The sequence below is a fragment of the Aeromonas sp. QDB18 genome, assembly GCF_027705325.1.
Taxonomy (GTDB): domain Bacteria; phylum Pseudomonadota; class Gammaproteobacteria; order Enterobacterales; family Aeromonadaceae; genus Aeromonas; species Aeromonas caviae.
Genome location: NZ_JAPDBQ010000045.1, coordinates 1 through 16,138, shown reverse-complemented (window position 1 = coordinate 16,138; position 16,138 = coordinate 1). Strand labels below are relative to the sequence as shown.

Annotated in this window: 11 protein-coding genes and 1 tRNA gene; 8 read left to right on the top strand and 4 right to left on the bottom strand. The window is 58.0% G+C overall.

Going from position 1 to position 16,138, the window contains the following annotated elements; genetic code table 11:
• Nucleotides 1-264 precede the first annotated feature (264 nt).
• Genes OKC30_RS09245 through OKC30_RS09235 form a run of 3 tightly spaced genes read left to right on the top strand, consistent with a single transcriptional unit; the run spans nt 265 to nt 5,014 of the window.
• Entirely contained in the window at nt 265-2,187 is a 1,923-nt protein-coding gene (locus tag OKC30_RS09245; RefSeq protein ID WP_010674903.1) for a PrkA family serine protein kinase, read from the top strand.
• A 24-nt stretch (nt 2,188-2,211) separates the two neighbouring features.
• A complete protein-coding gene (locus OKC30_RS09240) occupies nt 2,212-3,483 on the top strand; it encodes a YeaH/YhbH family protein (RefSeq protein ID WP_010674904.1) in 1,272 nt (423 codons plus the stop codon).
• A gap of 10 nt (nt 3,484-3,493) precedes the next feature.
• Nucleotides 3,494-5,014 carry a SpoVR family protein gene (locus OKC30_RS09235; protein WP_039040868.1) on the top strand — a complete coding sequence of 507 codons (1,521 nt, stop codon included), beginning with the start codon at nt 3,494-3,496 and terminating at the stop codon, nt 5,012-5,014.
• A 59-nt stretch (nt 5,015-5,073) separates the two neighbouring features.
• Here the strand turns inward: OKC30_RS09235 and fadR are convergent, their stop codons facing one another.
• Nucleotides 5,074-5,787, bottom strand: a complete 714-nt coding sequence (gene fadR / locus OKC30_RS09230; protein WP_010674906.1) for a fatty acid metabolism transcriptional regulator FadR — start codon at nt 5,785-5,787, stop codon at nt 5,074-5,076.
• Nucleotides 5,788-6,120: 333 nt separating this feature from the next.
• On the opposite strand from fadR, the gene nhaB reads away from it, so the two are divergent.
• Together nhaB and dsbB are read left to right on the top strand one after the other, a co-directional pair.
• On the top strand, nt 6,121-7,695 hold the full coding sequence (gene nhaB, locus OKC30_RS09225; RefSeq protein ID WP_052814370.1) for a Na(+)/H(+) antiporter NhaB: 1,575 nt from the start codon (nt 6,121-6,123) through the stop codon (nt 7,693-7,695).
• A gap of 86 nt (nt 7,696-7,781) precedes the next feature.
• On the top strand, nt 7,782-8,303 hold the full coding sequence (dsbB, locus tag OKC30_RS09220; protein ID WP_010674908.1) for a disulfide bond formation protein DsbB: 522 nt from the start codon (nt 7,782-7,784) through the stop codon (nt 8,301-8,303).
• A 246-nt stretch (nt 8,304-8,549) separates the two neighbouring features.
• Here dsbB and OKC30_RS09215 read toward each other — a convergent pair whose 3' ends face one another.
• The 3 genes from OKC30_RS09215 to uvrB all read right to left on the bottom strand — a co-directional run bounded on the left by OKC30_RS09215 (nt 8,550) and on the right by uvrB (nt 11,626).
• Entirely contained in the window at nt 8,550-9,212 is a 663-nt protein-coding gene (locus OKC30_RS09215) for a DedA family protein (RefSeq protein ID WP_010674909.1), read from the bottom strand.
• Between the two features lie 147 nt (nt 9,213-9,359).
• A complete protein-coding gene (locus OKC30_RS09210) occupies nt 9,360-9,617 on the bottom strand; it encodes a DUF1232 domain-containing protein (RefSeq protein ID WP_041215068.1) in 258 nt (85 codons plus the stop codon).
• Nucleotides 9,614-11,626 (bottom strand): excinuclease ABC subunit UvrB, encoded by a 2,013-nt coding sequence (gene uvrB / locus OKC30_RS09205; RefSeq protein WP_052814371.1) that lies wholly within the window; start codon nt 11,624-11,626, stop codon nt 9,614-9,616. Before uvrB ends, OKC30_RS09210 begins: the two co-directional genes overlap by 4 nt.
• Nucleotides 11,627-11,758: 132 nt before the next feature.
• Between uvrB and OKC30_RS09200 the strand changes: the two genes are divergently transcribed.
• From OKC30_RS09200 to OKC30_RS09190, 3 genes are all read left to right on the top strand, one after another.
• Nucleotides 11,759-11,834: transfer RNA gene (locus OKC30_RS09200), tRNA-Asn, on the top strand.
• A 771-nt stretch (nt 11,835-12,605) separates the two neighbouring features.
• Nucleotides 12,606-14,291, top strand: a complete 1,686-nt coding sequence (locus OKC30_RS09195) for an aspartate:alanine antiporter (RefSeq protein ID WP_029314601.1) — start codon at nt 12,606-12,608, stop codon at nt 14,289-14,291.
• Between the two features lie 177 nt (nt 14,292-14,468).
• A complete protein-coding gene (locus OKC30_RS09190; RefSeq protein WP_103261916.1) occupies nt 14,469-16,001 on the top strand; it encodes a lytic transglycosylase F in 1,533 nt (510 codons plus the stop codon).
• Nucleotides 16,002-16,138 lie beyond the last annotated feature (137 nt).

Sequence of the window (16,138 nt, the reverse complement as noted above, 5' to 3'; positions counted from 1 at the left end):
TTTTCTCCCTCTGGCACACAAAGATTTATTTTTTATGTCTTTGACATTTGCATCACTGTCGTGGCAAAAATAATTTAACAGTCAGTAACATAGGTATGTCACTTACTGCTTCTTCCCGCACGAGGATCGGGAAGCTCCCGCACAAACTTAAACCAATGATGGCGATGGATTACTGGGGGCTGTTGACTAGGCTTAAGAGGTAAACAGAACAAAAGTAGTGATCCACTCTTTTTCAGGGCAAGCGACTATAACGAGGGCTAAGTTATGGGCATCTTCGAGCACTATCAACAGCGGTATGAGAAGGCCAGAGAGGAGGAGTACAGCATCCAGGAGTTTCTGGATATGTGCAAACAGGACAAATCCTGCTACGCCTCTGCCGCCGAACGTCTGCTGACCGCCATCGGCGAGCCGGAAATGATCGACACCTCGACCAATCCACGTCTCAGCCGTCTCTTTTCCAACCGCGTCGTCGCGCGTTATCCCGCTTTCAAAGACTTCTATGGCATGGAAGAAGCCATCGAACAGATTGTCTCCTATCTCAAACATTCCGCTCAGGGTCTGGAAGAGAAGAAACAGATCCTCTATCTGCTCGGACCGGTTGGCGGCGGTAAATCCTCGCTGGCAGAGAAACTCAAATCCCTGATGCAAAAAGTGCCCATCTATCGCATCAAGGGCTCACCAGTGAATGATCACCCCTTCTGCCTGTTTGACATCGACGAAGATGGCGAAATCCTCGAGAAGGAGTACGGCATCCCTCGCCGTTATCTGCGCCCCATCATGTCTCCCTGGGTCGCCAAGCGCCTTCACGAGTTTGGCGGCGACATCACCAAGTTCAAGGTGGAGAAGGTGAACCCCTCCATCCTCGATCAGATCGCCATCGCCAAAACCGAACCGGGGGACGACAACAACCAGGACATCTCCTCCCTGGTCGGCAAGGTCGATATCCGCATGCTGGAACACTTCGCCCAGGATGATGCCGATGCTTACTCCTACTCCGGTGCGCTATGCAAGGCAAACCAGGGGATGATGGAGTTCGTCGAGATGTTCAAGGCCCCCATCAAGGTGCTGCACCCGCTGCTGACGGCGACGCAAGAGGGGAACTACAACGGTACCGAAGGGCTCTCCGCCCTCCCCTTCGACGGCATCCTGCTGGCCCACTCCAACGAATCCGAGTGGCAGCAGTTCCGCAACAACAAGAACAACGAAGCCTTCCTCGACCGTGTTTACATCGTCAAGGTGCCCTACTGCCTGCGCGTCTCGGAAGAGGTGAAGATCTATGAAAAACTGCTGTTCAACAGCGAGCTGACCGAGGCCAAATGCGCACCGGGTACTCTGGAGTTGCTGGGCCAGTTCTCGGTGCTGTCGCGGCTCAAGGAGCCGGAAAACTCCAGCCTCTATTCCAAGATGCGAGTCTATGACGGCGAGAGTCTCAAAGACACGGATCCCAAAGCGAAAAGCTATCAGGAGTACCGGGATTATGCGGGGGTTGACGAGGGCATGAACGGCCTTTCCACCCGTTTCGCGTTCAAGATCCTCTCCCGTGTCTTCAACTTCGACCACGCGGAAGTGGCAGCCAACCCGGTGCACCTCTTCTATGTGCTGGAGCAGCAGATAGAGCGCGAGCAGTTCCCGCAAGAGCTGCACGATCGCTATCTGGAGTTCATCAAGGGTTACCTGACTCCGCGCTACGTCGAGTTCATCGGCAAGGAGATCCAGACCGCCTACCTCGAGTCGTATTCAGAGTACGGTCAGAACATCTTCGATCGCTACGTCACCTACGCCGACTTCTGGATCCAGGATCAGGAGTATCGTGACCCAGAAACCGGCCAGCTGTTTGACAGAGCGTCTCTCAACAGCGAGCTGGAGAAAATTGAAAAACCTGCCGGGATCAGCAACCCGAAAGATTTCCGCAACGAAATCGTCAACTTCGTGCTGCGTGCCCGGGCCAACAATGCAGGCCGTAACCCCAACTGGACCAGTTACGAGAAGCTGCGCACCGTGATCGAGAAGAAGATGTTCTCCAACACGGAAGAGCTGCTGCCGGTTATCTCCTTCAACAGCAAAACCTCGGCTGAGGAGCAGAAGAAGCACGATAACTTTGTCGAACGGATGATGGAGAAAGGCTACACACGTAAACAGGTGCGGCTGCTCTCCGAGTGGTATCTCAGGGTACGCAAGTCATCCTGACCCTGCCGTGTTCAAGGGGGAGTTATGGCGCATTTTATCGACCGCAGGCTCAACGGCAAAAACAAAAGCGCTGTCAATCGGCAGCGCTTCATCCGCCGCTACAAGAAGCAGATAAAACAAGCGGTCTCGGATGCTGTCTCCAAGCGCAGCATTCAGGACGTGGACAAGGGTGAGAGCATCAGCATCCCGACCAAGGACATCGGGGAACCCCATTTTCATCAGGGTCATGGCGGCAAACGGGAGATGGTGCATCCAGGCAACGACCAGTTCGTATCTGGTGACAAGATTGACCGGCCCAAAGGGGGTGGCGGCGGCCAAGGGAGTGGCGAGGGCCAGGCTTCGGATCAAGGAGAGGGAGTCGATGATTTCGTCTTCCAGATCTCCAAGGACGAGTACCTGGACTTGCTGTTCGAGGATCTGGAGCTGCCGCGGCTGCAAAAGACCCAGCTCAACCAGCTGATGGAGATGAAGACCTATCGGGCCGGCTACACCTCCAACGGGGTGCCTGCCAACATCAACGTGGTGCGCTCCCTGCAAAATTCGCTGGCGCGGCGCATGGCGCTGCAGGCAGGCAAGAAACGTCAGTTGCGTGAACTGGAGGAGCGCCTGGCCCAGCTGGCTTGCGAGCCCAACGACCATTTCGCCGAAATGGCGCAACTTGAAAAAGAGATCAGGGAGCTGAAACGACGCATCGATGCGGTCCCCTTTATCGACACCTTCGACCTCAAATTCAACAACTTTGTCAAACGGCCCGTCCCCTCGAGCCAGGCGGTGATGTTCTGCCTGATGGACGTCTCCGGTTCCATGGATCAGGCTACCAAGGAGATGGCCAAGCGTTTCTATATCCTGCTTTATCTATTCCTGAGCCGGACTTACAAGAATGTCGAGGTGGTCTACATCCGCCACCACACCCAGGCCAAGGAGGTGGACGAGCACGAGTTCTTCTACTCCCAGGAGACCGGCGGCACCATCGTCTCCAGTGCGCTCAAGATGATGAACGACATCATCAACGAACGTTATCCCGCCAACCAGTGGAACATCTATGCGGCGCAGGCCTCTGATGGTGACAACTGGGCCGATGACTCACCCCAGTGCAGGGAGATCCTGATGCGCGACATCATGCCGCGGGTGCGTTACTACTCCTACATCGAGATCACTACCCGCGCCCACCAGACCCTGTGGCACGAATATGAGGCGGTGGCAGAGCAATACGCCCACTTCGCCATGGAGCACATTCGCAAGGTCGAGGACATTTATCCGGTGTTCCGGGAATTGTTCAAGAAGCAAGCGGCTTGAGGGATCACATATGGTAGAAACCGCAAGAAAGATAGCGCCGCTGGACGATGGTCCTGACTGGAACTTCGATCTGCTGGAGCTTTATCACCAGGAGATAGCCCGGGTCGCCAAATTCTATCGGCTCGACACCTATCCCAACCAGATCGAGGTGATCACTGCAGAGCAGATGATGGATGCCTACTCCAGTGTCGGCATGCCCATCGGTTATCAACACTGGTCATTCGGCAAGCGCTTTATCCACACCGAGCGCAACTACAAGCGCGGCCAAATGGGACTGGCCTACGAGATCGTCATCAACTCGGACCCCTGCATCGCCTATCTGATGGAAGAGAACACCATGCCGATGCAGGCGCTGGTCATGGCCCACGCCTGCTATGGTCACAACTCCTTCTTCAAGAACAACTATCTGTTCAAGGCCTGGACCGATGCCTCCTCCATCATCGACTACCTGTTGTTTGCCAAGAACTACATCACCGAGTGCGAGGAAAAACACGGCATCGATGCGGTGGAGAAACTGCTTGACTCCTGCCATGCCCTGATGAACTTCGGGGTGGATCGTTACAAGCGGCCCCAGAAGATTTCTCTGGCCGAGGAGAAACGGCGCCAGAAGGCGCGGGAAGATTATCTGCAAACCCAGGTCAATGAGCTGTGGCGTACCCTGCCCAAGCAGCACAAGATTGCCGGGGTGGAAGACAGGCGCTATCCTGCCGAGCCTCAGGAGAACATCCTCTATTTCATCGAAAAGAATGCCCCCCTGCTCGAGCCCTGGCAGCGCGAGGTGGTGCGTATCGTGCGCAAGATCAGTCAGTACTTCTACCCGCAGAAGCAGACGCAGGTGATGAACGAGGGCTGGGCCACCTTCTGGCACTACACCATTCTCAACCACCTCTATGACGAGGGAAAAATCAGCGATCGCTTCATGCTGGAGGTACTGCACAGCCACACCAACGTGGTCTATCAGCCCCCCTACAACAGCCGGTATTACTCGGGGATCAACCCCTACGCCCTTGGCTTTGCCATGTTCACGGACCTGCGTCGCATCTGCGAACACCCGACCGAGGAGGACAGATACTGGTTCCCCGATTACGCTGGCACCAACTGGGTCGAGACATTGCATTTCGCCATGCAGAACTTCAAGGACGAAAGCTTCATCAGCCAGTTCCTCAGTCCCAAGGTGATGCGCGACATGAAGCTCTTTGCCATCGATGACGACGATCTGAAGAACTACCTCAAGGTGTCCGCCATTCACAATGAAGAGGGCTACCGACTGGTGCGTAGCACCCTGTCCGCTCAATACAACCTGAGCAACCTGGAGCCCAACATTCAGGTCTACAACGTGGCAGTGAAAGGCGATCGCTCCCTGACCCTGCGCTATGTTCCCCACAACCGCATCCCCCTTGGCGAGTCACGCCACGAGGTGCTCAAGCATCTGCATCAGCTGTGGGGCTTCGATGTGGTGCTGGAGCAGGACAATGGCGAGCTATCCGCAGATATCATCGGCCGTTGTCCGGACCGCAAGAGCATGACCTGACGTCAGTGCCGGGCATAAAAAAACGCGCCATCAGGCGCGTTTTTCTTGGATCAGGGCAATCAGTTGTCACACAGGTTGCTTGGCATGTCCTGACGCAGACGGGTCCAAAGCTTGCCAGACTCGATGCCGTACTGGCGTACTGTCATGAACACGGCTTCGTGATCCTTGGTTTCGGCCAGCTTGCGCAGCGTCTTGTAGTAGGCATCTGCGGTTTCCCGCGCCTGTTTGTCCGAGAAGTAGTAGCGGCCAACCCGGCTGTACAAGCCCTTGAAACCGTTGAGAATCAAGGCATAGATGGGGTTGCCCGAGGCAAATGAAAGCTGGTGATGCAAACGGTAGTCGAAGTCCGCATAGGCCTCGGCCGTGTTCTCCACATCATCGGCACCCCGCAAGATCTCGGCGGCCTGTTCCGGGTTGTTGCGAATGGCGCCACGGATGAAGATGGTGCAGATGTTGGTCCGGGCGGAGAGCAGCTGTGCCACCAGATCCGGCACCTTGTCCTGATCGAGACGTGCCAGTGTCTCCAGAATGTTGAGACCGGAGGTTTCCCAGAAATTGTTGACCTTGGTCGGTTTGCCATGCTGGATGGTGAGCCAGCCATCACGGGCAAGGCGCTGCAACACTTCACGCAAGGTAGTGCGAGTCACGCCGATCAATTCGGACAGCTCGCGCTCCGCCGGCAGAATGGATCCAGGAGGAAAGCGATTGTTCCAGATGGACTCGATGATGTATTCCTCGGCAAACCCGGCAGGGCTTTGCGCTTTAATGACCATGTAATGACTCTGTTGTAGTGCGTAAAAAGGCCCCCGAATAATAGCAAAGCCGGTCATGCTGGCAAGCAGAAGGTCGGTCCTCTGCTCACATTACCCCGATCTTTTTGTTAAAAATATGTATACAGCAACAAGTGGGGAGTCAACCAACACCAAATGATGGGGATATAAGCGTTTGCTCGCTGGGCAAGTTCGGCGAGCTTATTTATAGTTATCGCTCCCTTGATTAAAATCATGTGCAATCAATCTGATACAGGTGAATATCCGGATGTTCGGCTCGGGTCGGGCTCGACTGCATAGACGCAGATATCAACAACAGAACAGAGAACCGTCATTATGCCAATCAGCCTAGGGCGCGCGTTTACAAAGAACTTTTTGGGCAATGCTCCGCGATGGTACAAAATTGCCATCGTTCTATTCCTGCTGATCAACCCGGTCATTTTCTACGTTGATCCCTTCCTGGCCGGCTGGCTGCTGGTTGTCGAGTTCATTTTCACCCTGGCCATGGCCCTCAAGTGCTATCCGCTGCAACCGGGCGGACTCCTGGCCATCGAAGCCGTGCTCATCGGCATGACCTCCGCCAACCAGATAAAGCATGAGCTGGTGGCCAATATCGAAGTGCTTCTGCTGCTGGTCTTCATGGTGGCCGGCATCTACTTCATGAAGCAGTTGCTGCTCTACGTCTTTACCAAGATGCTGGTGCGCATCCACTCCAAAACGTTGCTTTCTCTCGCCTTCTGCCTGGTGTCTGCCTTCCTCTCCGCGTTCCTTGATGCCCTGACCGTGATCGCCGTGGTCATCAGCGTCGCCACCGGCTTCTACGCCATCTACCACAAGGTGGCCTCCCGGGATGAGTCCGGCAATCTGCATCATGATGACGAAGAGATTGACGAGCTCTCCCGCCAGCATCTGAACGAGTTTCGTGCTTTCCTGCGCAGCCTGATGATGCACGCCGCCATCGGTACCGCCCTGGGGGGCGTCTGCACCCTGGTCGGCGAACCCCAGAACCTCATCATCGGTGAACAGGCCGGGTGGCACTTCGGTGAATTTGCCATTCGCATGGCACCAGTCACCATTCCGGTCTTCATCTGCGGCCTGCTGACCTGCATCCTGGTCGAAAAATTCCGCTGGTTCGGTTATGGCGCCCGCTTGCCCGAGCCCGTGCGTCACATCATGGAATCCTACGAGCGCGACGAAGACGCACAACGTACCCCGCAGGACAAGGCCAAGCTGATCGTCCAGGCGCTGATTGCCACCTGGCTTATCACGGGTCTTGCCCTCCATCTGGCTGCAGTTGGGCTGATCGGCCTGACGGTCATCGTGCTCGCGACGGCGTTCACCGGCGTGACTGAAGAACACGCGCTTGGCAAGGCATTCCAGGAGGCTTTGCCATTCACCGCCCTGCTCACCGTCTTTTTCAGCGTGGTGGCGGTCATCATCGATCAACAGCTGTTCAAGCCGGTGATCCAGTGGGTACTGGCGGCCAAGCCGGAGGATCAGCTTGCCCTCTTCTACCTAGCAAACGGTCTGCTCTCCATGGTCAGTGACAACGTCTTCGTCGGCACCGTCTACATCAACGAGGTGAAGACCGCCCTGATCAACGGCGCCATCAACCGGGAGCATTTTGATCTGCTGGCCGTGGCCATCAACACGGGCACCAACCTGCCGTCGGTCGCCACCCCCAATGGCCAGGCCGCATTCCTGTTCATGCTCACCTCGGCCCTCGCTCCCCTGCTGCGCCTCTCTTATGGCCGTATGGTCTGGATGGCGCTGCCCTATACCCTGGTGCTGGGGCTTGTCGGCTTTTTCTCCGTGGAACTGCTCCTCGGTCCTGCAACCGAATGGTTCTATCAGGCAGGGTGGTTGCTGGATCATGGGGCACTGCCACTGCCCACCCCGTCCACACACTGATCATGAAAGGGGCTGTTCGACCCCTTTCTTTTCAGATGGGGCTCTGCTCTAATTCAGCCACTATTTTTCTCTGAGAGATCAATCATATGATCGAGTATCTTCGCCGCATTGCCAGTCATCGTCTGGCCTGGGGATTGCTGGCAGCCTCCGCTTTCGCGCTGGAACTCTGCGCCCTCTTCTTCCAGCACGTGTTGGGTTTGCACCCTTGCGTGATGTGCATTTATGAACGTATCGCCCTCCTCGGCGTACTCACGGCCGGCCTCCTCGGCATGGTCGCGCCAGAGCGCTGGTACCTGCGCTGGAGTGCCATGCTCCTGTGGGGTTACAGCGCCTTCTGGGGCCTGAAACTGGCGCTCAAGCATGTGGATTACCAGATGAACCCCTCCCCCTTCAACGTATGCGAGGGATTTGTTGACTTCCCTGCCTGGGCACCACTGGATAAGTGGGTTCCCTGGATGTTCTACCCGGACGGCGACTGCAGCGAGATCAGCTGGCAGTTCCTCGGTTTCTCCATGCCGCAGTGGCTCGTGGTCATCTTTGCCGCCTATCTGCTGGTGTTCGTCATCGTGGCTGCTGGCAACCTGATAAAAGGGCGCTGCTGCAACTAGTTCGTCACTCGACCCTAAGAAGGGAGCCCATGGCTCCCTTTTTATTTCCTCTTTATCGCCTCACGACCCCATGCCCAGAGGGCCGGATCTCCTTCTCCCTGTTCTGCCAATGAAGTGGCTGCCTGCGGGTGTGCATCATCGTAACAGGCCACAAGCGGGTCAAAGGGCGCAGCAGCGACCTGCCACTCGGCCTACCAACAAGAAGGGAGCCATCGGCTCCCTTCTTTCATGTCGTGCACGGCGATGTCACGCGCCTTCGGAGGTAGCCTTGCTGGCACTTCTCCTGGCCTTCACCATGCCGATCACCATGGGCAACAAGGAGACCGCGATGATGCCGAAGATGAGCAGGGTAAAGTTGTGGCGCACTACCGGCAGATTGCCAAAGAAGTGGCCGGCATAGACGAAGGAGAGCACCCACAAGAGCCCCCCCACCAGGTTGAACGCCAGGAAGCGGGGATAGGTCATGGCCCCCATGCCCGCCACGAAGGGGGCGAAGGTGCGCACTATGGGCAGGAAGCGGGTGATGATGATGGTCTTGCCGCCATGCTTGGCATAGAAGGCATGGGTCTTGACCAGATAGTCCCGGCGAAAGATTTTGGAATCGGGGTTGCGAAACAGCTGCTCACCGAAGAAGTGGCCTATGGTGTAGTTCACCACGTTGCCGAGCACCGCGGCGATGATCAGCACGGCGGCTAGGGTGTGCACGTCCAACACGCTGCCCACGGTGAGGGCACCTGCAGCAAACAACAGGGAGTCCCCCGGCAGGAAGGGAGTCACCACCAGCCCGGTTTCACAGAAGATGATGAGAAACAGGATGGCGTATACCCAGACGCCATAGTTCTCGAACAGCTCTTTCAGATGCACGTCAACGTGCAGAATAAAGTCGATGGCAAAGAGGATCAGATCCATTTTTTGGTACCCATGAAGTGAACGGCGTGGAGTCTACGCCAATGAGACCTGGCTCACAATCTCCCCATGGTCCCCTTTTTCGAATCCCATGAAGGGAGTCATTCAGTCCCCCCTTCTTTTCCCCTCTCCCTGAACGTAGGCTTCTGCTCACTCGGCCTTGTCCAGAGCGGCCAGCACCTCGCCGGGCAAGCATTTCTCCCAGCCCCACAAGAGGAGCAGCAACAAGGTAGCGTCGTCGAGCCAGCCAAGGAGAGGCACCACATCGGGGACAACGTCCACCGGGCTGATGCCATAGAGCAGAATAAGGATCACCAGCCCCTTCGCCCACCAGGGCGTGCCTGGGTGGCGAAAGCCTTGATAGAGGCGGCGCAAACGCCGCCAGATGAGCCAGCGTCTGGTGCTCATGACTCGATCAGCTCGCCGCGCAGCCGCTGGATCTGATCCCGCAGCGCCGCCGCCTGTTCGAACTCCAGATCACGCGCATGCTGGAACATCTGCTCTTCCATCCGCTTGATCTCCTTGCTGATCTCGCTGGCAGAGCGGGCATGGTACTCCCCTTGCGGTTCGGCAGCCTTGCGACTCCCCTTGCCCGCCTTGCCCGCCGTGCGGCTGCCCCCCATGTCCATCACATCGCCGATGGCCTTGTTGAGCCCCTTCGGCACGATGCCGTGTTCCAGGTTGTGGGCGTGTTGCAGGGCGCGGCGCCGCTCGGTCTCTTCGATCGCAACCTTCATGGAGTTGGTGATGGTATCCCCGTAAAGGATCACCTTGCCGTTGAGGTTGCGCGCTGCCCGGCCGATGGTCTGGATGAGGGAGCGGGTGGAACGCAGGAAGCCCTCTTTATCCGCATCCAGAATGGCCACCAGGGAGACTTCCGGCATGTCGAGTCCTTCGCGCAGCAGGTTGATGCCCACCAAGACGTCGAACTTGCCAAGGCGCAGGTCGCGGATGATTTCCACCCGCTCCACGGTATCAATATCCGAGTGCAGATAGCGCACCCGTACCTCGTGATCCGCCAGGTATTCGGTCAAGTCCTCCGCCATCCGCTTGGTCAGTGTCGTGACCAGCACCCGCTCCTCCACCGCCACCCGCTTGCGGATCTCGGAGAGCAGATCGTCCACCTGGGTGCTGACCGGCCGCACTTCCACCTCAGGATCGAGCAGGCCGGTGGGACGCACCACCTGCTGCACCACGTCACCGCCTGACTTCTCCAGCTCGTAGGGGCCGGGGGTCGCCGAGACGAACACCGTCTGGGGCATCAGCGCCTCGAACTCGTCGAACTTGAGGGGCCGGTTGTCCAGCGCCGAGGGAAGGCGGAAGCCGTACTCCACCAGGGTCTCCTTGCGGGATCTGTCCCCTTTGAACATGGCGCCGATCTGCGGCACCGTGACGTGGGATTCGTCGATGATGAGCAGGCCGTCCCCCGGCAGGTAGTCAAACAGGGTGGGCGGCGGCTCACCCGGTGCGCGGCCGGAGAGGTAGCGGCTGTAGTTCTCTATACCGGAGCAGTAACCCAGCTCCTGCATCATCTCCATGTCGAACTGGGTGCGTTGGCTGATGCGCTGCTCCTCCACCAGCTTGTTGAGGTTCATCAGCTGCTCGCGCCGCCCCTTGAGCTCCTCCTTGATGTGCTCGATGGCACCCAGAATGGTCTCCCGCGGGGTGGCGTAGTGGGTCTTGGGGTAGATGGTGTAACGCACCACCGTCTGCTCGATGGCGCCGGTCAAGGGATCGAACAGGGAGAGGCGTTCTACCTCTTCATCAAACAGCTCCACCCGCAGGGCCAGCTTGTCCGATTCGGCGGGGTAGATGTCGATCACCTCCCCCCGCACCCGGAAGGTGCCGCGCTGGAAGGCCATGTCGTTGCGGGTGTACTGCAGTTCGGCGAGGCGGCGCAGGATATCCCGCTGATTGATCACGTCCCCCACTTTGAGGTGCAGCATCATGCTGAGGTAGGCCTGGGGATCCCCCAGACCATAGATGGCCGATACCGAGGCGACGATCACCACGTCGCGCCGCTCCAGCAGCGCCTTGGTGGCTGACAGCCGCATCTGCTCGATGTGATCGTTGATGGAGGCATCCTTCTCGATGAAGGTGTCCGTGGTCGGCACATAGGCTTCGGGCTGGTAGTAATCGTAATAAGAGACGAAATACTCCACCGCGTTGTCGGGGAAGAACTCCTTCATCTCCCCATAGAGCTGGGCCGCCAGGGTCTTGTTGGGGGCCAGGATCATGGTGGGACGATTAAGAGTCGCGATGACGTTGGCCATGGTAAAGGTCTTGCCCGAACCGGTCACCCCGAGCAGGGTCTGGTGGGCCAGTCCCGACTCGATGCCATCGAGCAGCTGGGCGATGGCCCTCGGCTGATCCCCGGCGGGTTGAAACTGGCTGGCCAACTGGAATAACTTGCTCATGACGACTCCCGGCAAAAAACGGCAAGGGAGCAGTGTACCCCGAGTTGAAGGAGCTGGGTATCCGCTCACCCTCCCTGATGGCTATTGACCCTGAAATACGACCTCTGTATGATGCACCTCCTTGCCTGATGTTCCCCCGTAGTTCAGTCGGTAGAACGGCGGACTGTTAATCCGTATGTCACTGGTTCAAGTCCAGTCGGGGGAGCCAATTCCTCACCATCTCGGTGCAAGTTATCCACTTTAGTGCTTTCCTCTTCCAATTTTAATGCACAAGCCCTCCCCTGCGGCCTGACTCCCTTTTGATCTCCCGTTACTGACCAGCAGCGTTTTGTTCTGCTGCGTATAACTATTTGATTTTTATAGAAACAATTTATTGCAGGTATTTTTTGAACAGTCCTTGCAGCCCAGTATTGGCGCGGCTTTCAGCCTGATCGCCAAGTTTCATAAACAGGGTTATCCACAGTTTCTGTGGGTAACTTGACCAAAGCCACGGTTCATCTGGGCTGGCAGCCATTGTCCCCGGTTTGCGATGGCTGCCCCCGTTCTTCCCCATTTTCTGCTGTTTTTCCCTTCCCCCCTAAATGGGATGAATCGACTCGCGGTGCTGCCTGTGGGGGATTTTTTTTCGCTATGCCGCGTCCTGCGGGTCAGCCCTCGCCGGATGAGTCATGAGTCTCTTTTGTTACCCTTCAATTTCCTCAGTGGAAAATGCTGAAAAACATGCCCGTTTGCTCCCCATGCAGCAGGTAATAAATTGTCCACAGGAGCGTCATCCCCTCTCTGCTCGACAGCATATTTCACTCATTGACAGCGGGCCTTGCAGCGTAAAATAGAGGTGTTTTCCCCAGCCCCCCCTCGCATCCCTATCTTCATCGAAGAGACCAGCACTTAACTGGCTGTTAATCCGCTTTGGCGCTTCTTTCTTGATACAGGATCCGGCACAATATCGGCCTCACTTTTATCCTCGGTTTTTCCGGGCATGACCATAGATTTCGTGACACTGCTACATCAAAGCGACTCCCTGCTGCTGTTCGTGGTACTAGCCTTCGGGCTGCTGCTGGGCAAGGTACGCATCGGCAACTTCCAGATAGGCAACACCATAGGCGTGCTCTTCACCGCCCTGCTGTTTGGCCAGATGGGATTCCAGTTTTCCACCTCCACTGAAAACGTCGGCTTCATGCTGTTCATCTTCTGTGTGGGAATTGAAGCGGGGCCGCACTTTTTCAGCGTCTTCCTTCGCGACGGCATCCACTACATCACCCTGACCCTGGTGATCCTGCTGTCGGCCCTGCTGCTGACCGTGGGGCTCGCCAAGTTCTTTAATCTGGGGCCCGGCATGGCCGCCGGCATTCTGGCAGGTTCCCTCACCTCCACGCCGGCCCTGGTGGGGGCGCAGGACGCCCTGCGAAGCGGATTGCTCAACCTGCCCCACCAGACCGACATGCAGTCGGTGCTGGACAACATGGGCATCGGCTACGCCCTGACCTACCTGGTGGGGCTGGTGGGGCTGATGCTGGTGGTGCGCTACCTCCCCTCCCTGGCCAGGCTGGATCTCAATACCGAAGCGCAGAAGATTGCGCGCGAGCGGGGGCTGTCCGACAGCGAGAGCCGCAAGACCTATCTGCCCATCATCCGCGCCTATCGGGTCGGCCCAGAGCTCGCCGCCTGGATCGGGGGGCGTACCCTGCGGGAGACCGGCATCTATCCCCACACCGGCTGCTATGTGGAGCGCATTCGCCGCAACGGCATCCTGGCGAGCCCCGACGGTGATGCCGTCATTCAGGAAGGGGACGAGATAGCTCTGGTGGGCTACCCCGAGAGCCACGAGAAGCTCGACGTCAACTACCGCAACGGCAAAGAGGTGTTCGATCGCAACCTGCTTGACCTCCAGATCGTCACCGAAGAGATCGTGGTGAAGAACGATGCCGTGGTGGGTCGCCACCTGGTGGAGCTCAACCTCACCGAGAAGGGGTGCTTCCTGAACCGGGTGGTGCGCTCCCAGATCGAGATGCCGTTCGATCGCAATATCATGCTGCAAAAGGGTGACGTGCTGCAGATCAGCGGCGAGAAGCAGCGGGTCAAGCTGCTGGCCAACAAGATCGGCTTCATCAGCATCCACAGCCAGACCACGGATCTGGTAGCCTTTGCCACCTTCTTCGTGCTGGGGCTGCTCATCGGCTCCGTCTCCCTGGTGTTCGGCCAGATAGAGTTCGGCCTCGGCAATGCCGTCGGCCTGCTGCTGGCGGGGATCCTGATGGGCTACCTGCGGGCCAACCACCCCACGGTGGGCTATGTGCCGCCGGGGGCCCTGCGCCTTGCCAAGGATCTCGGGCTCGCTGTCTTCATGGTGAGTACCGGCCTCAAGGCGGGGGGCGGCATCCTTGATCACCTGAGCGAAGTGGGGATGGTGGTGCTCTTCTCCGGCATGCTGGTGACCACCTTGCCGGTGCTGGTAGGCTACCTGTTCGGTGTCTGGGTGCTCAAAATGAACCCAGCCCTGCTGCTCGGCGCCATCACGGGCGCACGTACCTGCGCCCCGGCCATGGACGTGGTGAACGAAGCGGCCAACAGCTCCATCCCGGCGCTCGGCTATGCCGGCACCTATGCGGTGGCCAACGTCATGCTGACCCTGGCGGGCTCCTTCATCATCGGCTTCTGGTTCTAGCCAAACGGGCCCGCAACACGCAGAAAAAGAGGAGCCTCGGGGCTCCTTTTTTCATGGGCGGGCACTCCTGGATGGAATAGTGGAAATCGTGCTATGGGGCCATCTCTATCAAACCCAATAAGCTAAATCACCCACAAGGCGCCACTTACACTCAATAAAACGAGCTAGGTGTAAGTGATGAAACGCGCATGGATGGTCGTGATCTGGTGGTTCTGCTCCCTGACGCCAGCCTGGGGGGCCGAATCCGGCAAGCAGGTGGCCCCCGAGGCAGAGACGGAGAAAAGCGCCCTGAGCTTTGAGGGGGACGAGCTTGCCAGACCCAGGCTGGGAGATCTCGACGTCATGCTGGAGCAGCGCACCATCCGAGTGCTCACCACCTACAACAAGACGGGGTTCTTCATCACCAAGGGCGTGCAGCGGGGCGTCACCTACGATGCCTTCATGCAGGTGGAAAAGCGTCTCAACGAACAGTTGCGCAAGCAAAAGGCGATCAAGCGCCACCTCAAGGTGCACTTCGTCTTCATTCCCGTGGCCCGGGAAGCGCTGCTGAGCTCCCTCATCGAGGGCAAAGGCGACATCGCCGCCGCCAATCTCACCATCACGGACAAGCGCAAGAAGCAGGGTATCGCCTTCACCGATCCCCTGCTTGAAAACGTGCGGGAGCTGCTCGTCTCCGGCCCCCTCTCCCCCAAGGTGGAAAGCGCCGCCGATCTCGGGGGCCAGCGCGTCTTCGTGCGCCCCTCCTCCAGCTACTACGAGAGCCTCATGGCCTACAACCAGGCCCGCAAGTCGGCGGGAGAGCCCCTCATCGACCTCCAACCCGCCTCGGAGGTACTCGAAGATGAAGATCTGGTGGAGATGGTGAACGCAGGCCTGCTCCCCTTCATCGTCATGGACGAGCACAAGGCCCGCTTCTGGCAAAAGATTTTCCCCGGGATCACCATTCACGACGCCCCCGTGTTCCGGGAAGGGGGCGTCATCGCCTGGGCGGTGCGCAAGGAGAGCCCCCAGTTGCTCGCCATGCTCAACGAGCAGATCAAGGCGCTGCGCGGCAAGGCGACGGGGGATGAGATCCTGGCCCGTTATCTCAAGCAGAACAAGTTCGTCAAAAGCGCCGCCGCCGAGGCGGAGCGCAAGAAATTCCTACAGGTGGTCGAGCTGTTCCGTGAATATGGCGAACGCTATGACATGGACTGGCTGCTGATGGCGGCCCAGGGCTACCAGGAGTCCGCCCTCAACCATCATGCCCGTAGCCATGTGGGCGCCATCGGCATCATGCAGATCATGCCCGCCACCGGCAAGGGGCTGAAGGTCGGCGACATCCGCCAGCTCGAGCCCAATATTCACGGGGGCGTCAAATACATGCGCTGGATGATCGATCACTACTATGCGGACGAGCCCATGACCGCCCTCGACAAGGCCCTCTTCTCGTTCGCCTCCTACAATGCCGGCCCCGCCCGGGTAGCCAGGCTCCGTGCCGAGGCCAGGAAACGGGGGCTGGATCCCAACGTCTGGTTCCACAATGTCGAGTACGTGGCGGCAGAGAAAATCGGCCCCGAGACGGTCACCTATGTGGGCAACATCTACAAGTACTACATCGCCTACAAGCTGGTGATGGAGCAGGTGGCTCTGCGCCAGCAGGCGAGCGATGCCCTGAAACAGGAGGCGAAGGAGGACATCAGCACATCGGCGGCGAAACCGACCCAGTGATCCTTGCCGGACGAGGCGCTCACGGGCGCCTCGTTTCTATACGCGCTCCCCTCTTCGGCCCAGGGCGGGAGCATACTTTGTTGGTTATTTAACCAAAGAATAGTTGTGCCCGATAATTGTCATCCCAGCTTGCTTTT